This is a genomic window from Pseudomonas sp. IT-P253, assembly GCF_949768125.1.
GTDB lineage: Bacteria > Pseudomonadota > Gammaproteobacteria > Pseudomonadales > Pseudomonadaceae > Aquipseudomonas.
Genome location: NZ_CATKPT010000008.1, coordinates 20,194 through 46,701, shown reverse-complemented (window position 1 = coordinate 46,701; position 26,508 = coordinate 20,194). Strand labels below are relative to the sequence as shown.

Genomic DNA, 26,508 nt, shown 5'->3' with positions numbered 1-26,508 from the left:
TAGGCATCGCTGACCATCAGGACGGGCTGCCGAGTTTTGAGAGACCCCGCGTTTGCGGGGTTTGATCAGTGGACTGCGGCGACACGTCAGGGTTCTGGTTTTCTACGGTAACCCTGTCGATTCCGGCAGAACCATTAAAAAGGCGACTGAATACGCCTTCCTTGAGGTCTGGCGATCAGGTCACCCTGGCCTTGGTCACGCGGTCCACCAGATAGACTAGCCCGTGGTAGTCAATTCCGCCGTGTTGCGTCAGTCCAATCTCACAGGTGCGACTGGTCGAAATCCCCTCGCTGCACTGCTGAACCGCGTCCTTGAGCGTTCTCAGGGCGTGAGCATTTAATTGCGGCGTAGTGAAACCCTTGTCGCCGGCAAACCCGCAGCAGTGAATGCCTTCGGGGATAACCACGGTTTTGCTGCACTTGCGCGCCAGATCGATCAGCGCCTGGCTCTCGCCCAGGTGTTGAGTGCTACAGGTGACGTGCACCGCGATCGGCGCTTCCTGCGGCGTAAATTCCAGCCGATCCATCAAATGTGTACGGATGAAGCGCACCGGGTCGTACAGGTCCAGTCGAACGTCGCCCAGGTCCTGGACCAGTCGCAAGGTGCAGGGGCTGGTGTCGCAGTAGATCGGGTCGAGCCCGCCGCGACTGGCGTGCAGCAACGCGCCGATCAGTTCCTGGCGCTTGTGCTCGGCCTGTTCGGAGTAGCCCTTGGAAGCGAAAGGCTGGCCGCAGCAGAGGCTGTCCTGATTGTCCGGGAAGACCACTTGGTAACCGGCCTTTTCCAGTAGCCCGAGGGTTTTGTCGTACAGCGACATCTGCTCTTTATCACCCGCCGCGGGGCCCATGACCCGCGACACGCAGGCCGCCAGGTACACCACTCGAGGACGTTGGTCCGACACGGTCGGGCTAAAGCGAATGGCTTTTTCCGGTTGTGGCATGGCGTTGGTCCATTGCGGGACCTGACCGTTGGACAAGCGCGTCAGCGTTGCCGAGAGTTTCGCCAGGCGTGGCGCTCCCAGCAGCATCCGTGCGCCGTTGGCCACGTGCAGGGTCAAGCGCGCGCCTTGCAGTGCGGTAGCGAAATGACCTTCCAGCCAATTGGCCGTTTTCGTATGAGTTGCCTGACGACTGCGGAGCTTTTTCACCAGTTCGCCAGTGTTGATGCCTACAGGACAACGTTGCGCACAGAGGCCGGTGGCGGCGCAGGTGTCGATGCCCTGGTATTCGTAAGCGGCTTCGAGTTCGCTGGTGTCCACGCCTGCGCGCTTCTTCGCTTGAATATCGCGCCAGATCACGATGCGTTGGCGCGGGCTCAGGGTCAGTCCTTTCGACGGACAGACCGGCTCGCAGAAACCGCACTCGATGCACTTATCGACAATTTCGTCAGCGGCCGGCAACGGTTTCAGGTGCTTGAGGTGGATCTGCGGGTCGTCGCTGAGCACCACGTCGGGGTTGAGTATGCCGTTGGGGTCGAGCAGGCGTTTGAGCTGCCACATCAACTGGTAAGCATCGCTGCCCCATTCCAGTTCGACGAAGGGCGCCATGTTGCGGCCGGTACCGTGTTCAGCCTTCAGCGAACCGCCGAATTCCACTGCCACCAATTGCGCCACGTCGTCCATGAACGCCTGATAGCGTGCGACTTCTTCCGGGTTATTGAAGCCTTGAGTGAAGACGAAGTGCAGATTGCCTTCCAGGGCGTGTCCGAAAAGGATGGCTTCGTCGTAGTGATGTTTGTCGAACAGTTCGATCAGACGATTCACGCCGCTGGCCAGTTGTTCCACCGGGAAGGTCACGTCTTCGATGATCACCGTGGTGCCGGTTTTGCGCACGGCGCCGACGGCGGGGAAGGTGTCCTTGCGGATCGCCCAGAGCCGAGCGTTTTCGATCGGGTCTTCGGTGAAATCGACCTGTTTCTCCACCGGAAACGAAGTCAGCGACGCCATGATTTGCGCCAGTTGTTCGTGCAGCAATGTCGAGGATGCGGCGCGGGATTCGATCAGCAGGGCGCAAGCCTTGTTCGACAAGTGCTGTACGAAAGCCGGCATGCCGGGTTTTTCCTGCACCGAACGCAGGCTGCGACGGTCCAGCAACTCCACGGAGGAGACCGGTTGGCTTTTCAGCACGGTGACCGCGTTGCAGCAGGTTTCCACGTCCGGGAACACGATCAGCGCCGACGCCTTGTTCGGGTGGTCGATCACCGTGTCGTAGGTCACCGCGCTGATGAAGCCGAGGGTGCCTTCGGAACCCACGAGCAAGTGGCTCAATATATCCACAGGCTCGTCGAAATCCACCAAGGCGTTGAGTGACAGGCCGGTGGTGTTTTTCAAACGGTATTTGTGGCGAATCTTCGCTGCCAATTCGGAGTTGGCGCGGGTCTCGCGGCCCAACGTTGCCAGACGTTCCAGCAACATAGCGTGGCTCTCACGGAACGCCGCAACACTCGCCGCATCTTCGGTATCGAGGCGGCTGCCATCGGCCAGCACCAGACGGATGCCGGCCAGCGTGTGATAGGTGTTTTGCGCTGTACCGCAGCACATGCCGCTGGCATTGTTGGCGACGATACCGCCGATTTTGCAGGCGTTGATCGAGGCCGGGTCGGGACCGATCTTGCGTCCAAACGGTGCCAGCCACGCGTTGGCCTGAGCGCCGATAACGCCTGGTTGCAGGCGAATTTGTGTGCCCTGGCCACGGATCTCGCGACCGTTCCAGTTATCCCCAAGGACGATCAGTACCGAGTCGCTGATGGCCTGGCCGGACAGGCTGGTGCCGGCGGCACGGAAGGTCACCGGCACCTGATCCCGCTGCGCCAGTTCGAGCAGCGCCACCACTTCATCTTCGGACTCGACGCGGATCACCAGTTTCGGAATCAGCCGATAGAAACTGGCGTCGGTGCCGAACGCCAACGTCGACAGCGGGTCGTCGAAACGTCGCTGCGGAGGAATCAGCTTCTGTGCATCACGCAGGAAAGTCGCGGGTAAAGTCATTGGTCCTCCAGGATCAGTACCACCAGGTCTTTCGGACCATGGGCACCGTAAGCCAGGACTTGCTCGATGTCTGCGGTTTTCGACGGGCCGGACACCAGCAAGGCATTGGTCGGCATGCCTTGAGCCCATTCAAATTCCTGCTGGACCTGATAGAAGTTGTCGCGGATTTCGCTGGCCTTGAGCAGCGCGAAGTGCACCGGTGGCACCAGGCTCATCAAGCGCGGTTCTTCCCGCGTTGGCCACAGAATCAGACTGCCCGTCGCAGCGATTGCACCGAGGGTAGTCGTCAGGCTGGCCGGGGTGTCGTTAAACAATTCGGCTTTCCACGCTTCAACCGGACGGTCGTAGCCCTTGAGCGCGGGCAGGCCAGGATTTTTCGCCCAGTGCTGAGTGATACGTTGACCGTGAGGCGTAGTCGGTGCGATCAACAGGCTCGGCAATTGGCGGTCCCGCAGCAATTGCGCCAGCAACTCGGGCCAGCCATCACCGGAGGTCAGATGGATTTCGGTGTGCACCGCTTCCATCAGCTTGCGCAGTTGCGGGATGCGTTGTTCGGGCGTGTAGGTGTAAGGCTGTGTCACCAGTTCGACGTCGAACTCGTCGGGCACCGGTGTGGTGCCCGTCAGGCTTTTGCGCAATTTGGCGAGGATGTTTTGCTTGGCGCTCATCAACGATCTCCCTGTTTGGCCAGATGCTTGCGGGCCATGTCATGCAATGAGCGGGCAGCGGGTTTCGGGGCGCTGTGGTTTTGTGTCCACGGGCCGACGTTGCTCGGCGCGAGGGCGCGCAGGCGGGTGGCGCAGAACCCGAACAGCCGATACAGCGTCGGTGAGCTGTTGAGCTTCGCCCAGGCGTTCCAGATAAAACGTTCTTTGCGCGAGTACTTACTGCCCTGGCCACGCATGACCTGATGTGGGCTGTCCGGGGCTTTGACATTCTCTTCCCGCAGGCGACGCAGCAAGGCAGGGATTGGAATTTTTACCGGACACACTTCACCGCAGGCTCCGCACAATGACGAGGCACTCGGATGGTCCGGGACTTTCGCCAGGCCAACCATGTGTGGGGTGATGATTTTTCCGATCGGCCCAGGGTAAACCTCCCCATAGGCGTGGCCGCCGATTCGGGTGTAGACCGGGCAATGATTCATACAGGCGCCGCAGCGGATGCAGTTCAGGGTCTGGCGCAATTCGCTGTCGGCAAAGGCCTGGCTGCGACCGTTGTCGAGCAATACCAAGTGTACTTCCTGAGGGCCGTCGAGTTCATGCGCCTTGCGCGGGCCAGAGATCATATTGACGTAGGTGGTGATGGGCTGGCCGAGGGCCGAGCGGGTCAGCAGCGACAGCAGCGGTACCACGTCCCGCAGGTTTTCCACGACTTTTTCGATGCCGGTGACGGCGATGTGCACGGGTGGCACGGTGGTAGTCATGCGGCCGTTGCCCTCGTTTTCCACCAGCAGCAGGGTGCCGGTTTCGGCCACGGCGAAGTTGACGCCGGAGACGCCGATGTCCGCTTCGAAGAATTTCTGTCGCAAGACCTTGCGACCGATCTGAATGAGTTGGTCAACGTCCTTGGTGTATTCCACGCCAAGTTTGTCGTGGAACAAGGACGCGACCTGACCGGCATTCTTGTGGATCGCCGGCATAATTATGTGTGAAGGCTTCTCGTGGTCGAGCTGGACGATGTACTCGCCCATGTCCGATTCCAGGCATTCAATGCCCTGATCAGCGAGGACATGATTCATCTCCATTTCTTCGCTGACCATCGATTTGCCCTTGATCACTTGCCGCCCCTCGTGAGCGCGGATGATCGAGAGGACGATGCCATTGGCCTCGTCCACCGTTTCCGCCCAGTGCACTGTCACACCGTTGCGGGTCAGGTTCTGTTCAAGTTGCTCAAGCAGGTCGGGCAACTTGGATAACGCACGAGCGCGGACAGCATTGCCCAGTGCTCGCAAATGTTCTCTTTCGTGGGCATCGCTGAAGGACGCTGCCCGTTTTGTCATCAGTGAATCCATCGCCGTGCGAAAGTTGTTTCGCAGTTGCGCGTCACCCAACGCCTCGTGCGCGCGGGTGCGAAAATCTTCCGATACGGCAACGGTCGGAATCAGCTCCGGCATGCTCATTGGGCACCTCCGGTTCGCTGCCAAAGGAAACTGGCCAGGTGCTGGCCGCGTAACGCTTCCTTCTGTTTTTCCAGCGAACCGTTGATGTTCATCAGGCAACCGCAGTCGGCACTGAGTACCTTGTGCGCGCCGGACTCCTTCAATGACCGGGTCTTGTCAGCCACCATTGCGCCGGAAATGTCTGGCATACGGACGCTGAAAGTCCCGCCGAAGCCACAACATTCACTTTCGTGGCTGTGGTCCACACGCTCCACGTTGCTCAGCTGCGCCAACAACTCACGACCGTGCAGGTGGGTGTTCATTTCGCGGCGCGCCGAACACGACGTATGCAACGCCACTTTCACCGGTGCGCCGCTGTCCTTGAGCTGTACCTTGCAGACAAACAACAGAAACTCGGCCAGTTCATAAGTCCGGGCGGCCAGTGCCTGGACCTGTTTCAACGTTTGCGGCTCATCCTTGAACAAGTCGGCGTAGTGTTCGCGCAACATCCCGGCGCACGATCCCGACGGCACCACCACTGGATAGTCCCCGGCAAACAGCGCCAATTGCGAGCGCGCGACGGTTCGGGCTTGCTCGGTGTAACCCGAGGTGTAGGCCGGTTGTCCACAGCAACTTTGCCCTTGCGGGTACTCGACACGGATGCCTTCGCGCTCCAGCAAGTGAATCGCGTCCATCCCGGCTTCCGGGTAGAACAAATCCACCACGCAGGTTCCGAACAGGTAGACCCGTGACGGTTTCTCGCTGGGGTATTGCCGAGGCTCGGGCAGTGGCGGGGCGACACGGGTCGCATTCGGCACGGCGTTGTAAAAAAGCTCGCTCATCAGGCGTGTCTCCGGGTGATCCCGGTTATCCGTCTGTTGAGGCTGCCGAATATAGAGAGGGAAGCTTTCAGCAGCCTTACAGACCGGGTTGTGAATAGCTGACGCCGGAATCGTGATCCGGCGTCGGTTTTTTCCATGCTGCCTGTAGTTTTTAGTGCACCAGCATGCCGGTGAACCAGTAGGCCTGAGCCAGGGTGATCAGGCCGACAATCGTTGCAAAAAACAGGCTGTGCTTGAGGGTGAAACGGAACAGATCCGACTCCTTGCCCACCAGTCCGGTCGCGGCGCAGGCCACGGCGATCGATTGGGGCGAGATCATCTTGCCGGTCACGCCGCCGCTGGTGTTCGCCGCCACGAGCAGCACATCGTTGACGCCGATCTGGTGTGCGGTGGTCGCTTGCAATGAGCTGAACAGCGCGTTGGACGACGTATCGGAACCGGTCAGGAACACGCCCAGCCAGCCGAGGAATGGCGAGAAGAACGGGAACGCCGCGCCAGTGCCGGCCAATACCAACGCCATGGTGGATGACATGCCCGAGTAGTTGGTGACGAAGGCGAAAGCCAGCACCATGCCGATGGAGAGAATGGGCCAGCGCAGCTCGTAGAAGGTCTCTCGCAAAGTGGTCAGACCAGTTTTGATGTTGATCTTCAGTACCAGCATCGAAATCAGTGCGGAGAAGAAAATAGCCGTGCCGGTCGCGGAAATCGGATCAAGTTTGAACACCGCCGGAATGGCGGTCGGAGCGGTCACGATCGGTGCGACCTTGATCACCATCTGATCCAGGTGCGGGATCGCGAAGTTGAACACCCAGCTGTACATCGAGCCGCCAGCGGCAAACATCGCCTTGAACGGTTTCAGGGTCCAAATGGTGACCAATACGGTGAGGATCAGGAACGGCGACCAGGCTTTGAAAATTTCCAGGAGGCTGAAGGGCGAAGCCACTGTTGTGCGCTTTTGGCCGAAACCGCCGACGCTGGCGGTGACCACGGAAGCCGAGACTGCGCCGGCGATGTGTTGGCCAGCGGCACGTCTTGGCTGCCAGACTTTCAGGAACAGTGTCAGGGAAATCAGGCTGACGAGCGCCGAGGTGATGTCCGGCAGTTCCGGGCCGATGAAGTTCGAGGTGAAGTATTGGGTGACGGCAAAGCTCAAGCCGGCCACCAATGCGGCTGGCCAGGTTTCACGCACGCCACGCATGCCGTCCATCATGAACACCAGCCAGAACGGCACGAACAGCGACAGCAGCGGCAGTTGACGACCGGTCATGGCGCCAATCTTGAACGCGTCGATGCCGGTGACTTGCCCGGCAACAATGATCGGAATCCCCAAGGCGCCGAAGGCGACCGGCGCGGTGTTGGCGATCAGGCAGAGACCTGCGGCGTACAGCGGGTTAAAACCCAGTCCTACAAGCAGTGCGGCGGTAATCGCTACCGGTGCGCCGAAACCGGCTGCACCTTCAAGAAACGCACCGAAGCAAAAGCCGATCAGCAACACTTGCAGGCGCTGGTCGTCGGTGATCGACAGCACGGAGCTGCGGATCACTTCGAACTGGCCGCTCTTGACCGTCAATTTGTAGAGGAATACGGCCGCCACGATGATCCAGGCAATCGGCCACAAACCGTAGGCGAAGCCATACCCGGCTGCCGCGAAAGCCATGTCGACCGGCATCTGGAAGGCAAAGATGGCCACTGCAATGGACAGGGCGAGCGTGATGCTGCCGGCCACATGGCCTTTGAGGCGGAACACGGCCAACGCCAGGAAGAAAAATACGATGGGGATAACGGCTGCGAGCGCGGACACGCCGAGACTGCCGAGCGGGGTATAGAGCTGTTGCCAGGTTTGCATATGGGGTGGCCCCTAATTGTTGTTGGTCAGGCACTGTCAGCGTGCTTGGTTAATTGGTAATACCAATTTACAATCGCTGTTGGCTAGGGTAAAAGCCTTCTAGGTGGTGTGTCAATTTGCCGCCCTAAAACTTTTGTCGAATACGCGATGCGCAGATCCCGCGGACCGCTCGATCAAATACCGCCTGAGTAGGTGCTGGCGCAGCGCCTATGGGCCAGAATAGAGGCCCCGGCGAGCCGTCGGGACCTTGGAGAAATGAGTTATGGGGTTTGATCAGATTCGTCAGCGCCGTTTGTCTGACGATATTGTCGAGCGGCTTGAGGGAATGATCCTCGAAGGCACGCTGAAAGCTGGCGAGCGCTTGCCGGCCGAGCGCGCGCTGGCTGAGCAGTTCGGCGTGTCACGCCCTTCGTTGCGTGAAGCGATTCAGAAACTGGCGGCCAAAGGGCTGTTGGTCAGTCGTCAGGGCGGCGGGAATTATGTGGTGGAGTCGCTGGGGTCGACCTTTAGCGATCCGCTGTTGCACCTGCTGGAAAGTAATCCCGAAGCTCAGCGCGATCTGTTGGAGTTTCGCCATACCCTGGAAGCCTCATGCGCCTACTACGCGGCATTGCGTGCGACGGATGTTGATCGCGAGCGGCTGACCACGGCCTTCAACGAATTGCAGGACTGCTACACACGTCACGATGAAGTCAGTCGTGCGGAAGAGGGCGCGGCGGATGCGAAATTTCACCTGGCAATCGCCGAGGCCAGTCACAACGCGGTGTTATTGCACACCATTCGCGGGCTGTTCGATCTGCTCAAGCGTAACGTGGTGACCAACATTGGCGGCATGTACAAGCAGCGCACCGAAACCCGCGACATGCTGATTACTCAGCACCGGGAGTTGTACACGGCCATTATCGAAGGCAGGGCGGAACAGGCGCGGGAAGTCTCCAGCCGACACATCTTGTATGTGCAGGAAGTACTCGAGGAGGTGCGGCAAGAAGTACAGCGCATGGCTCGGGCGGAGCGACGCAAGGGGATGTAGTCAGGTAAATTTGCGGTGAAACGTTCGCGGGCAAGCCTCGCTCCTACAGGGAGTCCCGTAGGAGCGAGGCTTGCCCGCGAAAGCGATCTCAAGGTGAAAGATTAATCTTCCTTGCCCTTGTTGCGAACCGCACGCTGCAATTCGCGACCGGCGTCGCGTTCGCGTTCGGTATCACGCTTGTCGTATTCCTTCTTGCCCTTGCCCAAAGCGATCTCGCACTTGACCATGTGCTTGCTCCAATACCAGGACAGGCACACGCAGGCGTAACCCTTTTGCTGCACGGCAGCGGCCAGCTTTTCCAGCTCGCGCCGGTTGAGCAGCAATTTTCGGGTGCGGGTCGGGTCAGCGATGACGTGGGTGCTGGCCGTCATCAGGGGCGTGATGTGGCTGCCGAGCAGCCAGGCTTCGCCATCCTTGAGCAGCACATAACTGTCAACCAGTTGGAGCTTGCTTGCCCGCAGACTTTTTACTTCCCAGCCGGCCAGGACCAGACCAGCCTCGAACCGATGTTCGATGAAGTAATCGTGTCGCGCCTTTTTATTCTGCGCGATGGTCCCTGTTGGGTGTTTCTTCTGTTTAGCCATAGGGGCGGCATTATAGGGAGTTGCAAGCGAGTCGGCTACGGTGATGCTGCGTGCTTGAGCAGGTTGATTGAATCCCGGACAATGCGGCCTCTTTTTTGAATGCTTGGGCGTGTTAAGGATGTCGACAGACAAGGTTTCAGTCCACGGCAGTTGGGCTAGCCGCTGGGTCTTCATACTCGCCGCGACCGGTTCGGCCGTGGGGCTGGGTAGCATATGGAAGTTCCCGTACATGGTCGGCGTCTATGGTGGCGGCGCGTTTGTGTTGATGTTTCTGGTCTGTATCGCGCTGATCGGTATGCCCGTCATGCTCGCGGAAACCCTGATCGGCCGCCGTGCCCGCCAGAGCCCGGCCAATGCCTTGAAGGTGCTGGCGCTGGAAGCGGGGCATTCGGCGAAATGGTCCTGGGGCGCCTTTGCCGGGATGATCACGGCTTTGCTGATTCTGTCTTTCTATAGTGTTGTCGGCGGCTGGTCGCTGGATTACATCATCGACATGGGGCGCGGTGACTTCCAGGGTGTGACGGCCGATCAGGTCGGCGCGTACTTCGGTCATGTGATCGCCGATCCCTGGCGCCTGACACTTTGGCACACAATATTTATGCTGCTGTCCGCGGCCGTGATCGCCAAGGGTGTGGTCGCCGGTCTGGAGCGCAGCTTGCGGATCATGATGCCGCTGCTGTTTGTGATGGTGATTGTTCTGCTCGGCTATAGCATGACCACCGGCCACTTCATGGAGGGCGTGCATTTCATGTTCGACTTCCACCCGGAAAAAGTACTCGACGGTTTACTGCCCGCGATGGGGCACGCGTTTTTCTCCCTGAGCGTAGGGGTCGGCTCGATCATGATCTACGGCGCCTACATGCCTAAGCATTCATCGATTTCCGGCACCATCGTTGGCGTGGCGTTGCTCGACACCTTCGTTTCCCTGGTGGCCGGTCTGGCATTGTTTCCGATTGTGTTCGCCGCCGGCCTGAACCCGAGCGAAGGCCCTGGTCTGATGTTTGTCAGCCTGCCATTTGCCTTTGGTAACGTAGCGTTCGGCCAGCTGATGGGCGTAGTGTTCTTCGTGTTGGTGGCGATTGCGGCCTGGAGTTCAGCGATTTCCTTGCTCGAACCCATGGTGGCTTACCTGGTTGAACGGACAAAAGTCAGCCGCGCCTGGGTGACCTTCTGGCTGGCGTTCATCTGCTGGTTTGTCGGTCTGGGCACGGTGTTTTCCTTCAATATCTGGAAGCAGGCCAAATTTTTCGTGAGCGACGGTGGGATGTTTCATCTCTACCAGTGGGGCGCTGCCGGTGGCCTGGACTTCTTTGGGGTCATTGATTTCTTTACTTCGCGGATCATGTTGCCACTCGGTGGTTTGTGTTTCGTGGTGTTTGCGGGCTGGGTGATGGGCCGTGAAACGGTGCGCGACGAGTTGTCGATCCGTAGCCCGGTGCTATTCGCCCTGTCCTTGTTCTTGATGCGCTATGTGGCGCCCATCGGCATTCTCGTAGTGTTTGCCGCCCAGCTGTGGAAGTGACGCTGACATGACGACACACATTCAACGTTCGGCCTTGCTGCCGTACCCGGCACAAGCGCTGTATGACCTGGTCAACGACGTGGCACGTTATCCGGAGTTTCTACCGTGGTGCTCTGCCGCCGAAGTGCTGGAAAGCTCGCCCGAGCACATGCGCGCCAGCGTGGGTGTGGCCAAGGGTGGCCTCAGCCAGCACTTTGTGACGCGTAATATTTTGGTGCCCGGACAATCAATCGAGATGAATCTCGAGGAGGGTCCGTTCACTCAGTTGCATGGCATCTGGGTGTTCAAGGCATTAACCGATAAGGCCTGCAAGATCAGTCTGGACCTGTCGTTCGATTACGCCGGGCCGATTGTTCGCGCGACCTTGGGACCGTTGTTCAATCAGGCGGCTAATACGCTGGTCGATGCGTTCTGCCAACGCGCCAAGCAGATGCATGGTTGAGCTCATGATCGAGGTTGAGGTGGTGTATGCCGCCGTTGATCGTCAGGTGCTTCTCTGCCTGACGGTGCCCACAGGCACGACTGTGCGGGCGGCTTTGTTGAAATCGGGGATGGCCAGGGAGTTTCCAGAGCTGAATCTGGTTGATTGTCCGGTAGGGATCTTCGGCAAAGTGATCGTTGATCCAGACACGCGACTGATGCAGGCGGGGGATCGCATCGAGATTTACCGGCCATTGCTGGCTGATCCGAAAGAGGTTCGCCGGTTGCGTGCCGTCAAGGCTGCCGAGGCCAAGGCTCGAAATCAATAACGTGCTGAACGTCAGGCAATAAAAAACCCGGAGATGCCGGGTTTTTTATTGCGTCGCAAATTATTGCGGCGAGGTTTCCAGAGGTTCTGGAGTCGGGACCGGAACGGTTTCTACGCCGTCGACGTCCTTCTGAATCTGGTCCAGCAACGAACCTGGCTTGACCGGTTTTTCCGGTTTCGGCTTCTCGGCGTTCTCTACAGGAGTGGTCACTTTCGTGCCGCTGTCCTTGCCCAGAATGGCTTCGTCGCGGCTCACGCCTGGTCTGAAGTCACCAGAGAGGCTGACAAGCTGGTCGTTAGGGCTGAAGATGACGCTAATGCGTTCCTGTTGGCGTTCACCGCCACCGGGTTGCAGGCTATACAGGTAATCCCAGCGATCGGCATGGAACGTGTCGGTCAGCAGCGGGTTGCCCATAATAAACCGTACTTGCTTGCGGGTCATTCCCGGGCGTAACTGGTCTATCATGTCCTGCGTGACGACATTGCCCTGCTGGATGTCGATTTTGTAAACCCCGGGGAATGAACAACCGGCGAGTGCGAGCAGTCCCACAAAGGTGAAACTGGTTAGCAAGAGCTTGGTGTTTTGCATCGGTGGGCGACTTCCACTATCTTGGCTGGGACAACGTAAACGCCGATCATACCCGCATTAAGAGAAGCTGCGAAGCAGCATCGCGAGAAAGCTGACCATGGTTGAAAATAGCGAACTACGCAAAGCCGGCCTCAAAGTGACCCTTCCACGGGTCAAAATTCTGCAAATGCTCGATTCCGCCGAGCAACGCCACATGAGCGCCGAAGATGTATACAAGGCGCTGATGGAGGCTGGTGAGGACGTCGGCCTGGCCACGGTTTACCGTGTTCTGACTCAGTTCGAGGCAGCTGGCCTTGTGGTGCGGCACAACTTCGACGGAGGCCATGCGGTCTTCGAGCTGGACGACGGCAAGCATCACGACCATATGGTCAATGTCGAGACCAGTGAAGTCATCGAATTCTTCGACGAAGAAATCGAGCGGCTACAGAAAGCCATCGTCGACAAATATGGCTTCGAGATGGTTGATCACAATTTGGTGCTGTACGTACGCAAGAAAAAGTAAGCATGTCGCGCGAATTAAAGGTTCGCGAAACGAGCGAAGGCGACCCCAGGGTCGCCTTCGTGCTTTCTGCTGTTGTTAAATTTTTGCGGTGATGACCATTTTCTTCGCGTGAGCCAAGGATTCCTTGGTCAGATCAATGCCGCCCAGCATCCTCGCCACTTCTTCGACACGATCGTTCTTGCTTAACTTGGAGACCGCCGTGTGAGTCGCATCCTCGCCGCGCACTTTGTGCACAAACAGGTGCTGATGACCCTGTGCTGCCACTTGCGGCAAGTGAGTCACCGTCAGAACCTGCCCGCGTTCACCGAGTCGGCGTAGCAATTGGCCGACGATCTCGGCGGTCGGGCCACCGATGCCCACGTCCACTTCGTCGAACACCAAAGTAGGTACGCGAGAGGTCTGCGCGGTGATGACCTGAATGGCCAGGCTGATCCGCGACAGTTCGCCACCCGATGCAACCTTCGCCAGGGCTTTGAGCGGCTGCCCGGGGTTGGCGCTCACCAATAGTTCTACCTGTTCCAGGCCATTAGGTAGCAGTTCATCGCTGCTGTTGGGGCGCAGTTCGATGGTAAAGCGCCCGCCGGGCATGCCCAGACGCTGGATTTCCTGCTCCACGGCACTGGCCAGGCTGTTCGAAGCTTGATGGCGCAAGTCACTCAGGTCCCTCGCTTTCTCCTGATAGTGGCGGGCGTAAGCGGCCAGTTCGTCGCTCAGTCGTTCGATGGATTCATCGTTGGCATTCAGGGTTTCGATTTCATCCAGCAGTTTTTGCTGCATATCGGCAACTTCGGTTGGCTGGATACGGTGTTTGCGCGCCATGGTATAGATCGCATCAAGGCGTTCTTCCAGGTACTGAAGGCGCGCTGGGTCGGCGTCAAAGTTATCAAGGAAGCGATTCAGCTCGCCCACGGCTTCTTCAACCTGAATCTGCGCGCTGGTCAGCAGGCTGCTGGCCTCACCCAGGGCGCCGATCGAATTGTTGACGCTCGACAAGCGATTGAGGCTGGCGGTCAACGCATTCAGGACATTGCCGGAATCACTTTCGCTGCACTGTTCGACCACTTGTCGGCAGATGCCCAGCAGGGTTTCGGCGTTGGTGAGGTTCTTGTGTTCCTGCTCCAGTTGTTCCAGCTCGTTTTCGCCGAGGCCGAGGTTTTCCAGCTCTTCCAGTTGATAGCTGAGCAACTGATGGCGAGCGCGTTGCTCGTCGCCGGAGTTGGAGAGGCGCTCCAGCTCTTGGCGGGTCTGGCGCCAGCGTTGGGCGGCCAACTGTACCTGGCGGGCAAGGTCGGTGGCGCCTGCGTATTCGTCGAGCAAGCGGCGGTGGGTGTCGGTCTTGAGCAGGGACTGGTGCTCATGCTGGCTGTGGATATCGATCAGCAACTCACCCAATGCCTTGAGATCGCCGAGCGGGCAGGGCGTGCCGTTTATATAGCCGCGTGATCGCCCTTCTGCAGTAATGACCCGGCGCAGGATGCAGGGGCCGTCGCTCTCGAGATCGCGCTCGGCCAGCCAGGCGCTGGCTTCCGGAATGTCGATCAGGTCGAACGTTGCCAGGATGTCCGCCTTGTCGGCGCCGGGACGGACCACGCCGCTGTCGGCGCGATCGCCCAGGGTCAGGCCCAGGGCGTCGAGCATGATCGACTTGCCGGCGCCGGTTTCCCCAGTGATCACGCTCATCCCGCGATCGAGTTCGAGATCGAGATGTTCAACGATGGCGTAGTTGTGTACGGACAGGTGCACCAGCATAAAGGCCGCTCCCAGGCTTTAGGTCTGGTTATTTATACAGTGTTTTGTTTCTGGCTGACAATGCCCTCCTTTAGCTCGATGTGCTTGGTCCGACGAAATACTTGGAGCGGTATGGAGTGACAATGCAGTTGTTTTTGTAGGGTTAATCATCAAGTCCCCCTTGAAGCTCGTTTTTGCGGCCCCATATAGCTGGGCAGAAGCGCGAGTTGAGCTCGCGGACGATATTGAAAGGAGAAATCTATGGCTGACGAACAGACAGTGGATACGCAAAATCAAGACGCCAACCAAGGGGCCGCGGCTTCGGGTGAAGACCTGGCGGCTCGTGTACAAGTGCTCGAAGAGCAACTGGCAGGCGCACAGGATCAGGCTTTGCGTGTAGCCGCCGATCTGCAGAACGTCCGCCGTCGCGCCGAGCAGGATGTCGAAAAGGCTCACAAATTCGCGCTGGAAAAATTCGCCAGCGACTTGCTGCCGATCGTTGACAGCCTGGAGCGAGGCCTGGAGTTGTCCAACCCGGACGACGAAAGCATTCGCCCAATGCGCGAAGGCATCGAGCTGACCCTGAAGATGTTTCAAGACACCTTGAAGCGTTATCACCTGGAAGCGATCGATCCGCATGGCGAGCCGTTCAACGCTGTTCATCATCAGGCGATGGCCATGCAGGAAAGCGCCGACGTTGAGCCGAACAGCGTGCTCAAGGTGTTCCAGAAGGGCTACCAGCTCAATGGGCGCCTGCTGCGTCCGGCCATGGTCGTCGTCAGCAAGGCGCCTGCGCCGGTTTCGCCTTCGATTGACGAGCAGGCTTGAAATTAGCCGCAAGGCCCCCATTTAGAAGTCAAGCGTTTAAGTGCTACCGCAGTTAGCCACCACTGCTGCGGCAACCAAATCCAAAGTTTCGGGAGAGTGAACATGGGCAAAATTATCGGTATCGACCTGGGGACTACCAACTCCTGCGTCTCCGTGCTGGAAAACGGCGTAGCCAAAGTTATTGAGAACGCTGAAGGCGCGCGTACTACGCCGTCGATCATCGCTTATGCCAACGATGGCGAGATCCTCGTGGGTCAGTCGGCCAAGCGTCAGGCAGTGACCAATCCGCACAACACCCTGTACGCGGTGAAGCGTTTGATCGGTCGTAAGTTCGACGAAGAAGTCGTTCAGAAAGACATCAAGATGGTGCCTTACAAAATCGCCAAGGCTGACAATGGCGACGCTTGGGTTGAAGTGAACGGCCAGAAAATGTCGCCGCCACAAATCTCGGCTGAAATTCTGAAGAAAATGAAGAAAACTGCCGAAGACTACCTCGGCGAGCCAGTGACCGAAGCGGTCATCACCGTTCCGGCTTACTTCAACGACAGCCAGCGTCAGGCGACCAAAGACGCCGGCCGTATCGCGGGCCTGGACGTAAAACGTATCATCAACGAACCAACCGCAGCCGCTCTGGCTTACGGTATGGACAAGGCGAAAGGCGATCACACCGTGATCGTTTACGACTTGGGCGGTGGTACTTTCGACGTTTCCGTGATCGAAATTGCTGAAGTCGATGGCGAGCACCAGTTCGAAGTACTGGCCACCAACGGTGACACGTTCCTGGGCGGTGAAGACTTTGACATTCGCCTGATCGACTACCTCGTCGACGAATTCAAGAAAGAAAGCGGCATGAACCTTAAAGGTGACCCGCTGGCGATGCAGCGCCTGAAAGAAGCCGCTGAAAAAGCCAAGATCGAACTGTCCTCTGCTCTGTCGACCGACGTGAACCTGCCGTACATCACTGCAGACGCCACCGGTCCCAAGCACTTGAACGTGAAAATCTCCCGCGCCAAGCTCGAAGCGCTGGTAGAAGACCTGGTTCAACGCACCATCGAACCTTGCCGCATCGCTCTGAAAGACTCCGGCATCGACATTGGCGCCATCAACGACGTGATCCTGGTCGGCGGTCAGACCCGTATGCCACTGGTTCAGAAGCTGGTGACCGAATTCTTCGGTAAAGAAGCGCGTAAAGATGTGAACCCTGACGAAGCCGTTGCCATGGGTGCTGCTATCCAGGGCGCAGTATTGGCCGGCGACGTGAAAGACGTTCTGCTGCTCGACGTCAGCCCGCTGACCCTGGGTATCGAAACCATGGGTGGCGTGATGACCGCGCTGATCGAGAAAAACACCACGATTCCTACCAAGAAATCGCAAGTGTTCTCGACAGCCGACGACAACCAGGGCGCTGTGACCATTCACGTGCTGCAAGGCGAGCGTAAGCAAGCTGCCCAGAACAAGTCCCTGGGCAAGTTCGACCTGGCCGAGATTCCACCAGCACCACGTGGCGTGCCGCAAATTGAAGTGACCTTCGACATCGACGCCAACGGCATCCTACACGTAGGCGCCAAAGACAAGGCCACCGGCAAGACTCAGTCGATCGTGATCAAGGCCAACTCCGGTCTGTCCGAGGAAGAGATTCAGCAGATGATTCGCGATGCTGAAACCAACGCCGACGAAGACCGCAAGTTCGAAGAGCTGGCAACCGCTCGCAACCAGGGCGATGCGCTGGTTCACTCGACTCGCAAAATGGTCGCTGACGCTGGCGATAAAGTGACTGCCGAAGAAAAGACTGCAATCGAAGCGGCTGTGGTTGCTTTGGAAGCCGCTGTTAAAGGCGACGACAAGGCTGCAATCGAAGCCAAGGTTGAAGAGCTGTCGAAAGTCTCCGCTCCAGTAGCGCAGAAGATGTATGCCGAACAGGCTCAGCCAGCTGAAGGCGCAGCACCGCACGACGAAAAAGCTGAAAAAGCGGACGACGTTGTCGATGCTGAGTTCGAAGAAGTCAAAGACCACAAGTAAGTTATTGGTCGCCCGGTTGACTGCCTTCAGGCGGTGACTGGTAGGATGTCGCCGCGCGGGAGCTTGCTCCCGCGTTGGCGTGTCTGGAGTTAGTGAATTTTTACAGCATGCGACCAAGGCGCAGTGAGTGGCTTGTTCGTTAGAGCAAGTTCGGATGCCTGGACGCCATAACCAAGGCGCTGCGACGACTCATAGCTCGCTATGGGGAGGAGCAGCAACGCAGGGTATGGGGTTCGGGCGCCGGAGTTGCCTAACGAACAAGCCATTCACTCCGCCCCAGTGCTGAAGGTATGGCCGGGAATGCTCCTGCTTTTCGAGCCGAAAGTACCGCATTGAATCAAAGACCAGGATCGTTGAATTGACGTGAGTTGGGTCCGGGCCTGTATTGGGGCTCAACGAGTTTGGCGAGGCTCAGGAGAGGTTTGTCAAACGTCCTTAAGAGTGCAAAGACTTATGGCAAAGCGTGACTATTACGAAGTATTGGGTGTTGAGCGTGGCTCAAGCGAAGCGGACCTGAAAAAGGCCTACCGTCGCCTGGCGATGAAGCACCACCCGGACCGTAATCCCGATGACAAATCGTCGGAAGATATGTTCAAAGAGGCTAATGAAGCCTACGAAGTGCTGTCCGATTCCAGCAAGCGCGCAGCCTACGACCAGTATGGTCATGCCGGTGTCGACCCAAGCATGGGTGGTGGCGGTGCCGGGTTTGGTGGTCAGAACTTCTCCGACATCTTTGGTGATGTTTTCAGTGACTTCTTTGGTGGCGGTCGCGGCGGTTCCCGTGGCGGCGCGCAGCGCGGCAGCGACCTGCGTTACACCCTGGAGCTGAATCTGGAAGAAGCGGTGCGCGGCACGACCGTGAATATCCGTGTTCCGACACTGGTCAACTGCAAGCCATGCGACGGCTCGGGTGCCAAGAAAGGCTCGTCGCCGATCACCTGCCCGACTTGCGGCGGTATCGGTCAGGTCCGCATGCAGCAAGGCTTTTTCTCGGTGCAGCAAACCTGCCCGCGTTGCCATGGTCAAGGCAAAATCATTTCCGATCCGTGCAACTCCTGCAATGGCGAAGGGCGTGTCGAAGAATACAAAACCCTGTCGGTAAAAGTGCCGGCCGGTGTCGATACCGGTGATCGCATTCGCCTGTCCGGTGAAGGCGAGGCGGGTGCGCAGGGCGGCCCTACTGGCGACTTGTACGTGGTGATCAATGTGCGCGAGCACGCGATCTTCCAGCGCGACGGCAAGCACCTGTTCTGCGAAGTGCCGATCAGTTTTGTAGATGCTGCATTGGGTGGCGAGCTGGAAATCCCGACCCTTGATGGTCGCGTCAAGCTGAAAATCCCGGAAGGGACCCAGACCGGCAAGCAGTTCCGTGTTCGCGGCAAAGGCGTTGCGCCAGTGCGTGGCGGTGGTGCTGGTGATCTGATGTGCCGTGTGGCGGTCGAAACGCCGGTCAATCTGGGTCGTCGTCAGCGCGAGTTGCTGGAAGAGTTCCGCAGCCTGCTGGCGGACGACAACAGTCATTCGCCGAAAACCACCGGTTGGTTCGAAGGCGTGAAGCGTTTCTTCGGCGATTTGTAAGGAGACAGGCATGCGACGTATTGCAGTGATGGGTGCCGCCGGGCGCATGGGCAAGATTCTGGTCGAAGCGGTGCAGCAACGCGCGCCGCTGACCGGTTTGACGGCCGCCATCGTGCGACCCGGCAGCACGCTGATAGGTGTGGATGCTGGGGAGCTGGCATCGCTGGGACGTATCGGTGTGCCGTTGTCCGGTAATCTGGACGCAGTGGCGGATGAGTTCGATGTGTTGATCGACTTTACCCTCCCGGAAGTCATGTTGAAAAACCTGGCGTTCTGCCGTAAGGCGGGCAAGGCCATGGTGATTGGCACGACCGGATTGGATGCTGCGCAGAAGCACTTGCTGGCGGAGGCGGGCAAGGACATTCCTATCGTTTTCGCGGCCAATTTCAGTGTGGGTGTGAACCTGTCGTTGAAGCTGCTGGATATGGCAGCTCGTGTGCTCGGCGATGAGGCGGATATCGAAATCATCGAGGCTCACCATCGGCACAAGATCGATGCGCCTTCAGGTACGGCGCTGCGTATGGGTGAGGTAATCGCCAGCGCGCTGGACCGTGATCTGCAGAAGGTCGCGGTGTATGGCCGGGAAGGGCACACCGGTGTGCGTGAGCGTGAAACGATTGGCTTTGCCACTGTTCGCGGTGGTGATGTGGTCGGCGATCACACCGTGCTGTTCGCCTGTGAGGGTGAGCGCCTGGAAATCACGCACAAGGCTTCCAGTCGCATGACCTTCGCCAAGGGGGCGGTACGTGCTGCTTTGTGGCTGGATGGTCGTGAACCAGGCCTTTATGACATGCAAGATGTGCTCGACCTGCGTTAATATGTGCCCGAAATCGGGTTCAGACGTAGCGTTTGAGCCCGGTTTTACTCCGCCAAGCGACGTCCTGTCGCATTCTCCAGCCTTTAAGGCTCATTGGCGGTAGACCAAAAATGCCTTTTTCTGTAAGCTACAGCTTTAGTGTGTCCACTAAAAGCGCGCAGAATTATTCGGTGAAGAAGCGGGGTGACGTGTCCATACGTCACTCCGCTTTTTTACAACCTGCGATCGCCCTTTCAGGCTTTATTTACGGGAGGTCTTCTTGACTAAGCCAGCCATACTCGCCCTTGCTGATGGCAGCATTTTTCGCGGCGAAGCCATTGGAGCCGACGGTCAAACCGTTGGTGAGGTGGTGTTCAACACCGCCATGACCGGCTATCAGGAAATCCTTACCGATCCTTCCTACGCCCAACAGATCGTTACCCTGACTTACCCGCACATCGGCAACACCGGCACCACGCCGCAAGACGCCGAGTCCGACCGCGTCTGGTCCGCTGGCCTGGTCATCCGTGACCTGCCGCTGGTTGCGAGCAACTGGCGTAACACGATGTCTCTGTCCGACTACCTGAAAGCCAACAACGTTGTGGCAATCGCCGGTATCGACACTCGCCGCCTGACACGCATTCTGCGTGAAAAAGGCGCGCAGAACGGCTGCATCATGGCTGGCGACAACATTTCCGAAGAAGCCGCCATCGCCGCCGCTCAGGGTTTCCCAGGCCTGAAAGGCATGGACCTGGCGAAAGTCGTCAGCACCAAAGAAAAGTACGAGTGGCGCTCGACTGTCTGGGATCTGAAAACTGACAGCCACGCAACCATCGACGCGTCTGAACTGCCGTACCACGTGGTTGCCTACGACTACGGCGTCAAGTTGAACATCCTGCGCATGCTGGTTGAGCGCGGTTGCCGCGTGACCGTGGTGCCGGCTCAAACGTCAGCCGCTGAAGCGCTGGCTCTGAAGCCGGACGGCGTATTCCTGTCCAACGGCCCTGGTGATCCGGAGCCTTGCGACTACGCGATCCAGGCGATCAAGGACGTGCTGGAGACCGAAATTCCGGTATTCGGCATCTGCCTCGGTCACCAGCTGCTGGCCCTGGCCTCTGGTGCCAAGACCCTGAAAATGGGTCACGGCCACCACGGCGCCAACCACCCGGTTCAGGATCTGGACACCGGCGTTGTGATGATCACCAGCCAGAACCACGGTTTTGCGGTAGACGAAACGACCCTGCCAGCCAACGTTCGGGCGATCCACAAATCGCTGTTCGACGGCACCCTGCAAGGCATCGAGCGTACCGACAAGAGCGCCTTCAGCTTCCAGGGTCACCCTGAAGCCAGCCCTGGCCCGAACGACGTAGCACCACTGTTCGATCGCTTCATCAACGAAATGGCCAAGCGACGCTAATCGCTCGCCTTGATGCAGCAAAGCTTGAGGGCGGTCCCGCACCGGCGACCCCCTCAAGGCTTCAAAGATTGAACAAGACGGCTTGCCGACTGACCTGCGGATTTGAGTGACAAACCCATGCCAAAACGTACAGACATTAAAAGCATCCTGATTCTCGGCGCTGGCCCGATCGTAATCGGCCAGGCCTGCGAATTCGACTACTCCGGCGCCCAGGCTTGTAAAGCCCTGCGCGAAGAGGGCTACCGCGTCATCCTGGTGAACTCCAACCCGGCCACCATCATGACCGATCCGGACATGGCCGACGCGACCTACATCGAACCGATCAAGTGGCAGACCGTTGCCAAGATCATCGAGAAAGAGCGTCCGGACGCGCTGCTGCCAACCATGGGTGGCCAGACCGCCCTGAACTGCGCACTGGACCTGGAGCGCGAAGGCGTTCTGGAGAAGTTCGGCGTAGAGATGATCGGCGCCAACGCTGACACCATCGACAAGGCTGAAGACCGTTCGCGCTTCGACAAGGCGATGAAATCCATCGGCCTGGACTGCCCGCGCTCGGGTATCGCCCACAGCATGGAAGAGGCCAACGCGGTCCTCGAAAAGCTCGGCTTCCCGTGCATCATCCGTCCGTCCTTCACCATGGGCGGCACCGGTGGCGGTATCGCTTACAACCGTGAAGAGTTCGAAGAAATCTGCGCCCGCGGTCTCGACTTGTCGCCGACCAAAGAGCTGCTGATCGACGAATCCCTGATCGGCTGGAAAGAATACGAGATGGAGGTTGTCCGCGATAAGAAGGACAACTGCATCATCGTTTGCTCGATCGAAAACTTCGACCCGATGGGCGTGCACACCGGTGACTCGATCACCGTGGCTCCGGCACAAACCCTGACGGACAAGGAATACCAGATCATGCGTAACGCCTCCCTGGCGGTACTGCGTGAGATCGGCGTTGAAACCGGCGGCTCCAACGTTCAGTTCGGCATCTGCCCGGACACCGGCCGTATGGTCGTGATCGAGATGAACCCGCGGGTATCCCGCTCTTCGGCACTGGCCTCGAAAGCCACTGGTTTCCCGATCGCGCGTATCGCTGCCAAGCTGGCGATCGGCTACACCCTGGACGAGCTGCAGAACGAAATCACCGGCGGCGCTACTCCTGCGTCCTTCGAGCCGTCCATCGACTACGTCGTCACCAAGCTGCCACGTTTCGCCTTCGAGAAATTCCCGAAAGCCGACGCTCGCCTGACCACTCAAATGAAGTCGGTCGGTGAAGTCATGGCCATCGGCCGCACTTTCCAGGAATCCCTGCAGAAAGCACTGCGCGGTCTGGAAGTGGGCGTTTGCGGTCTGGACGAAAAACTCGACCTGAGCAACCCGGAAAGCATGAGCGTGCTCAAGCGCGAACTGACCGTGCCGGGTGCCGAGCGCATCTGGTACGTGGCTGACGCCTTCCGCGCCGGTCTGTCGGTCGAAGATATCTTCGGCATGAACATGATCGATCCGTGGTTCCTGGTGCAGATCGAAGATCTGATCAAGGACGAAGAGAAGGTCAAGACCCTGGGTCTGGCCAGCATCGACCGCGACATGATGTTCAAGCTCAAGCGCAAAGGCTTCTCCGACATGCGTCTGGCCAAATTGCTCGGTGTGACCGAGAAGAGCCTGCGTCGCCACCGTCACAAGCTCGAAGTGTTCCCGGTCTACAAGCGTGTTGACACCTGCGCGGCCGAGTTCGCCACCGACACCGCCTACCTCTATTCGACATACGAAGAAGAGTGCGAAGCCGCGCCGTCGGGTCGCGACAAGATCATGATCCTGGGCGGCGGTCCTAACCGTATCGGCCAAGGCATCGAGTTCGACTACTGCTGCGTACACGCAGCGCTGGCACTGCGCGAAGACGGGTACGAGACCATCATGGTCAACTGCAACCCGGAAACCGTATCCACCGACTACGACACCTCCGATCGCCTGTACTTCGAGCCGGTAACCCTGGAAGACGTGCTGGAAATCGTCCGCGTCGAGAAGCCGAAAGGCGTGATCGTCCAGTACGGCGGCCAAACCCCGCTGAAACTGGCGCGTGCCCTGGAAGAAGCCGGCGTGCCGATCATCGGCACCAGCCCTGACGCCATCGACCGTGCAGAAGACCGTGAACGCTTCCAGCAAATGGTTGAGCGTCTGAACCTGCGTCAGCCGCCAAACGCCACTGTGCGCAGCGAAGACGAAGCGATTCGCGCAGCGGCCAAGATTGGCTACCCGCTGGTGGTTCGTCCGTCCTACGTCCTGGGCGGCCGTGCGATGGAAATCGTTTACGAAGAAGAAGAGCTCAAGCGCTACTTGCGTGACGCGGTGAAAGTGTCCAACGACAGCCCGGTGCTGCTTGACCACTTCCTCAACTGCGCCATCGAAATGGACGTGGATGCAGTTTGCGACGGCACTGACGTGGTGATCGGCGCAATCATGCAGCACATCGAGCAGGCCGGCGTTCACTCCGGTGACTCCGCGTGCTCCCTGCCGCCGTACTCGCTGCCTGGCCACATCCAGGACGAAATGCGCGAACAGGTCAAGAAAATGGCCCTGGAGCTGGGTGTTGTCGGCCTGATGAACGTTCAGTTGGCGCTGCAGGGCGAAGACATCTACGTCATCGAAGTCAACCCGCGCGCGTCCCGTACCGTACCGTTCGTGTCCAAGTGCATCGGAGTTTCCCTGGCAATGATCGCGGCTCGCGTCATGGCCGGTAAAACCCTGAAGGAAATCGGCTTCACCAAAGAAATCATTCCGAACTTCTACAGTGTGAAAGAGGCGGTATTTCCGTTCGCCAAGTTCCCTGGCGTGGACCCGATCCTGGGCCCGGAGATGAAGTCCACGGGTGAAGTGATGGGCGTGGGCGACACCTTCGGTGAAGCATTCGCCAAGGCTCAGATGGGCGCCAGCGAATTGCTGCCGACCGGCGGTACCGCGTTCATCAGCGTGCGTGACGACGACAAGCCACTGGTTGCAGGCGTGGCCCGTGATCTGATCAACTTGGGCTTCGAAGTGGTTGCTACTGCCGGTACTGCCAAGATGATCGAAGCCGCAGGCTTGAAAGTGCGTCGTGTGAACAAGGTGACCGAAGGTCGTCCGCACGTGGTCGACATGATCAAGAATGACGAAGTCACGCTGATCATCAACACCACCGAAGGTCGTCAGTCGATCGCTGACTCGTATTCCATTCGTCGTAATGCCTTGCAGCACAAGATTTACTGCACCACCACCATTGCTGCTGGCGAAGCTATCTGTGAAGCGCTGAAGTTCGGTCCCGAAAAGACCGTGCGCCGCTTGCAGGATCTACACGCAGGATTGAAGGCATGATCAAGTACCCAATGACCGTCCAGGGCGCCAAAGCCCTGGAAGAAGAACACGCTCACCTGACCAAGGTCGTTCGTCCGAAGCTCAGCCAGGATATCGGTACGGCCCGCGAGTTGGGTGATTTGAAGGAGAACGCTGAATACCATGCTGCTCGCGAGCAGCAGGGTATGGTCGAGGCGCGGATCCGTGACATCGAAGGCCGGATTCAGAATCAGGTCATCATTGATGTCACGACCATTGCTCACACCGGTAAAGTGATTTTTGGCACCACTGTTGAAATCGCTAACGTCGAGTCGGATGAGCGCGTCACTTACCACATCGTGGGTGAGGATGAAGCTGACTTCAAACTCGGCAAGATTTCCGTTGGATCGCCACTGGCCCGTGCCTTGATTGCCAAGGAAGAGGGTGACGTGGTCGCCGTGAAAACACCCAGTGGTGTGATCGAGTACGAGATTGTCGAAGTTCGCCACCTCTGAAAGAACGCGCCCGCTCCGTGCGGGCGCCATGCTTTGGCAGCTGACTCAGATGTTGTGGGTTGGCGGCCTGTGGCTGTTGCACATCGGTCTGCTGCCGGTGCTGGGGCAAATTGGCCTGGCACCGCTGCTGATCGACGAAATTGCAGGCATGCTGAATTCGCTGATGGTGGGATTCGCCACAGCGTGTGTGATTTTTCAGGCTTTGGTGCTGATTCAGGCCGAGGGCCTTGTCAGTCTATGGTGCGATATTCGTGGGCAACTGCTGTTGATGGCGCTGTCTGCGAGTGCGATGTTTTTCGTCGCGCGCGTCTTTTGGCCGGATGCAGTGCGTTGGCAGGTGTTCAGCTATCTTGTTCTGGGCTTTTCCGGGCTGGTGCTGGTGTTGCAACCGGTGCCGGGATGGAGTGGCAGGGTGCGCGAAGCACACCCTTGACCCTTGCCATCACTTGAAGCGATGGACGTTCGACAGCTGCTTGTTGACGCTGAAGTTCTTGCGGTAAATCAGTGCCATCTTGCCGATGACCTGAACCAGATCCGCTTTGCCGACCTTGCAGAGCTCTGCAATGGACGCCAGGCGCGATTCGCGATCGAGGATGTTGAGTTTGATTTTAATCAGCTCGTGATCCGCCAACGCGCGTTCAAGTTCGGCTAACACACCTTCAGTCAAACCGTTGTCAGCCACAATCAAAACTGGTTTCAGATGGTGGCCAATGGATTTGTACTGTTTCTTCTGCTCTTGAGTGAGCGGCATAATCTGACCCCTGCGTCTGATCTTGTAAAAAGCGGCGGCCAGTTTACCCGAGCGAGTCCGGGACCGCCCAGTTAATCACGACCCGTTTTATTTTCGAGGTGGCCCGTGGCCCGTTCCAAGACAAGCCTTAAATGGCTGCAAGAGCATTTCAACGACCCATTCGTCAAAATGGCGCAAAAAGACGGGTATCGCTCCCGTGCCAGTTACAAATTGCTGGAAATTCAGGAAAGAGACCGTCTGATCCGTCCTGGCATGAGCGTTATCGACCTTGGTGCAGCCCCGGGTGGCTGGTCCCAGGTGACCAGTCGTCTGATTGGCGGGCAAGGGACGCTGATTGCTTCCGACATCCTGGAAATGGACAGCATCCCTGATGTGACCTTCATTCAGGGCGACTTCACTGAGGACGCCGTACTGGCACAAATCCTTGAAGCGGTCGGAAATAAGGAAGTGGACCTTGTGATTTCCGATATGGCCCCCAATATGAGTGGACTGGCCTCTGTTGATATGCCGAAATCGATGTTCCTGTGCGAGTTGGCACTGGATCTGGCGACTCGAGTGTTGAAGCCAGGTGGTGACTTTTTGATCAAGATCTTCCAGGGTGAAGGTTTCGACGAATACCACAAGAGCGTTCGCAAGCAGTTCGAGAAGGTTACGACGCGCAAGCCGAAATCGTCGCGTGACCGCTCCCGTGAGCAGTACTTGCTGGGCCGTGGTTTCCGCGGGCGCAGTGAGGAATAAGAGGTTTTTCGACCGGGGTGATAGGTTTTTCGTATTTCGCCCCGTGAGCTTTAGCGAATATTGTGTAGAAAGTGTTTCACAAAGGGTTACA

The 26,508-nt window shown here is 58.3% G+C and carries 23 protein-coding genes; 14 read left to right on the top strand and 9 right to left on the bottom strand.

Annotation, left to right across the window (positions count from 1 at the left end; translation table 11 throughout):
* Positions 1-175: 175 nt before the first annotated feature.
* The 5 genes from ACM6IR_RS04440 to ACM6IR_RS04420 all read right to left on the bottom strand — a co-directional run bounded on the left by ACM6IR_RS04440 (position 176) and on the right by ACM6IR_RS04420 (position 7,775).
* Complete coding sequence (locus ACM6IR_RS04440; protein ID WP_414906562.1) at positions 176-2,986, bottom strand: FAD-binding and (Fe-S)-binding domain-containing protein; 2,811 nt, start codon at positions 2,984-2,986, stop codon at positions 176-178.
* Complete coding sequence (locus ACM6IR_RS04435) at positions 2,983-3,654, bottom strand: LutC/YkgG family protein (RefSeq protein ID WP_414906561.1); 672 nt, start codon at positions 3,652-3,654, stop codon at positions 2,983-2,985. Before ACM6IR_RS04435 ends, ACM6IR_RS04440 begins: the two co-directional genes overlap by 4 nt.
* Complete coding sequence (locus ACM6IR_RS04430) at positions 3,654-5,108, bottom strand: LutB/LldF family L-lactate oxidation iron-sulfur protein (RefSeq protein WP_414906560.1); 1,455 nt, start codon at positions 5,106-5,108, stop codon at positions 3,654-3,656. Before ACM6IR_RS04430 ends, ACM6IR_RS04435 begins: the two co-directional genes overlap by 1 nt.
* Positions 5,105-5,929, bottom strand: coding sequence for a (Fe-S)-binding protein (locus ACM6IR_RS04425; RefSeq protein ID WP_414906559.1), 825 nt, complete (start codon positions 5,927-5,929; stop codon positions 5,105-5,107). The genes ACM6IR_RS04430 and ACM6IR_RS04425 overlap by 4 nt, the downstream gene beginning before the upstream one ends.
* 151 nt (positions 5,930-6,080) lie before the next feature.
* Positions 6,081-7,775, bottom strand: coding sequence for a lactate permease LctP family transporter (locus ACM6IR_RS04420; RefSeq protein WP_414906558.1), 1,695 nt, complete (start codon positions 7,773-7,775; stop codon positions 6,081-6,083).
* Positions 7,776-8,037: 262 nt separating this feature from the next.
* Between ACM6IR_RS04420 and ACM6IR_RS04415 the strand changes: the two genes are divergently transcribed.
* Positions 8,038-8,805, top strand: coding sequence for a GntR family transcriptional regulator (locus tag ACM6IR_RS04415; RefSeq protein ID WP_414906557.1), 768 nt, complete (start codon positions 8,038-8,040; stop codon positions 8,803-8,805).
* 101 nt (positions 8,806-8,906) lie between these two features.
* Here the strand turns inward: ACM6IR_RS04415 and smpB are convergent, their stop codons facing one another.
* Positions 8,907-9,389, bottom strand: coding sequence for an SsrA-binding protein SmpB (gene smpB / locus ACM6IR_RS04410; RefSeq protein ID WP_028623113.1), 483 nt, complete (start codon positions 9,387-9,389; stop codon positions 8,907-8,909).
* A gap of 118 nt (positions 9,390-9,507) precedes the next feature.
* On the opposite strand from smpB, the gene ACM6IR_RS04405 reads away from it, so the two are divergent.
* The 3 genes from ACM6IR_RS04405 to ACM6IR_RS04395 are packed head-to-tail and all read left to right on the top strand — an operon-like array spanning position 9,508 to position 11,660.
* Positions 9,508-10,911, top strand: a complete 1,404-nt coding sequence (locus ACM6IR_RS04405; protein ID WP_414906556.1) for a sodium-dependent transporter — start codon at positions 9,508-9,510, stop codon at positions 10,909-10,911.
* 7 nt (positions 10,912-10,918) lie between these two features.
* Positions 10,919-11,353 carry a type II toxin-antitoxin system RatA family toxin gene (locus ACM6IR_RS04400; RefSeq protein ID WP_201114951.1) on the top strand — a complete coding sequence of 145 codons (435 nt, stop codon included), beginning with the start codon at positions 10,919-10,921 and terminating at the stop codon, positions 11,351-11,353.
* On the top strand, positions 11,346-11,660 hold the full coding sequence (locus tag ACM6IR_RS04395; protein WP_414906555.1) for an RnfH family protein: 315 nt from the start codon (positions 11,346-11,348) through the stop codon (positions 11,658-11,660). The genes ACM6IR_RS04400 and ACM6IR_RS04395 overlap by 8 nt, the downstream gene beginning before the upstream one ends.
* Before the next feature lie 60 nt (positions 11,661-11,720).
* On the opposite strand, the gene ACM6IR_RS04390 is transcribed toward ACM6IR_RS04395, so the two are convergent.
* Positions 11,721-12,248 (bottom strand): outer membrane protein assembly factor BamE, encoded by a 528-nt coding sequence (locus ACM6IR_RS04390; protein WP_414906554.1) that lies wholly within the window; start codon positions 12,246-12,248, stop codon positions 11,721-11,723.
* A gap of 97 nt (positions 12,249-12,345) precedes the next feature.
* Here ACM6IR_RS04390 and fur point away from each other — a divergent pair, with 97 nt between their 5' ends.
* Complete coding sequence (gene fur, locus ACM6IR_RS04385; protein ID WP_003197684.1) at positions 12,346-12,750, top strand: ferric iron uptake transcriptional regulator; 405 nt, start codon at positions 12,346-12,348, stop codon at positions 12,748-12,750.
* 75 nt (positions 12,751-12,825) lie between these two features.
* On the opposite strand, the gene recN is transcribed toward fur, so the two are convergent.
* Complete coding sequence (gene recN, locus ACM6IR_RS04380) at positions 12,826-14,499, bottom strand: DNA repair protein RecN (protein ID WP_414906553.1); 1,674 nt, start codon at positions 14,497-14,499, stop codon at positions 12,826-12,828.
* A 240-nt stretch (positions 14,500-14,739) separates the two neighbouring features.
* Here recN and grpE point away from each other — a divergent pair, with 240 nt between their 5' ends.
* From grpE to ACM6IR_RS04340, 8 genes are all read left to right on the top strand, one after another.
* Positions 14,740-15,306 (top strand): nucleotide exchange factor GrpE, encoded by a 567-nt coding sequence (grpE, locus tag ACM6IR_RS04375; protein WP_414906552.1) that lies wholly within the window; start codon positions 14,740-14,742, stop codon positions 15,304-15,306.
* Positions 15,307-15,408: 102 nt separating this feature from the next.
* Positions 15,409-17,325, top strand: coding sequence for a molecular chaperone DnaK (dnaK, locus tag ACM6IR_RS04370; RefSeq protein ID WP_414906551.1), 1,917 nt, complete (start codon positions 15,409-15,411; stop codon positions 17,323-17,325).
* A gap of 453 nt (positions 17,326-17,778) precedes the next feature.
* Positions 17,779-18,903: a molecular chaperone DnaJ gene (dnaJ, locus tag ACM6IR_RS04365; protein ID WP_414906550.1), complete on the top strand. Its 1,125-nt coding sequence runs from the start codon at positions 17,779-17,781 to the stop codon at positions 18,901-18,903.
* Between the two features lie 10 nt (positions 18,904-18,913).
* Positions 18,914-19,720 (top strand): 4-hydroxy-tetrahydrodipicolinate reductase, encoded by an 807-nt coding sequence (gene dapB / locus ACM6IR_RS04360; protein WP_414906549.1) that lies wholly within the window; start codon positions 18,914-18,916, stop codon positions 19,718-19,720.
* A 259-nt stretch (positions 19,721-19,979) separates the two neighbouring features.
* On the top strand, positions 19,980-21,116 hold the full coding sequence (carA, locus tag ACM6IR_RS04355; protein WP_414906548.1) for a glutamine-hydrolyzing carbamoyl-phosphate synthase small subunit: 1,137 nt from the start codon (positions 19,980-19,982) through the stop codon (positions 21,114-21,116).
* A gap of 117 nt (positions 21,117-21,233) precedes the next feature.
* The gene (gene carB, locus ACM6IR_RS04350; protein WP_414906547.1) at positions 21,234-24,455 is read left to right on the top strand and encodes a carbamoyl-phosphate synthase large subunit; all 3,222 of its coding nucleotides are present in this window, start codon (positions 21,234-21,236) and stop codon (positions 24,453-24,455) included.
* Complete coding sequence (greA, locus tag ACM6IR_RS04345; protein WP_414906546.1) at positions 24,452-24,928, top strand: transcription elongation factor GreA; 477 nt, start codon at positions 24,452-24,454, stop codon at positions 24,926-24,928. The genes carB and greA overlap by 4 nt, the downstream gene beginning before the upstream one ends.
* A 28-nt stretch (positions 24,929-24,956) precedes the next feature.
* Complete coding sequence (locus ACM6IR_RS04340) at positions 24,957-25,361, top strand: MFS transporter (RefSeq protein WP_414906545.1); 405 nt, start codon at positions 24,957-24,959, stop codon at positions 25,359-25,361.
* A gap of 9 nt (positions 25,362-25,370) precedes the next feature.
* Here the strand turns inward: ACM6IR_RS04340 and ACM6IR_RS04335 are convergent, their stop codons facing one another.
* On the bottom strand, positions 25,371-25,679 hold the full coding sequence (locus ACM6IR_RS04335; protein WP_007942889.1) for a YhbY family RNA-binding protein: 309 nt from the start codon (positions 25,677-25,679) through the stop codon (positions 25,371-25,373).
* Between the two features lie 105 nt (positions 25,680-25,784).
* Between ACM6IR_RS04335 and rlmE the strand changes: the two genes are divergently transcribed.
* Positions 25,785-26,417 carry a 23S rRNA (uridine(2552)-2'-O)-methyltransferase RlmE gene (gene rlmE, locus ACM6IR_RS04330; RefSeq protein WP_223516380.1) on the top strand — a complete coding sequence of 211 codons (633 nt, stop codon included), beginning with the start codon at positions 25,785-25,787 and terminating at the stop codon, positions 26,415-26,417.
* The last annotated feature ends 91 nt before the right edge of the window (positions 26,418-26,508 follow it).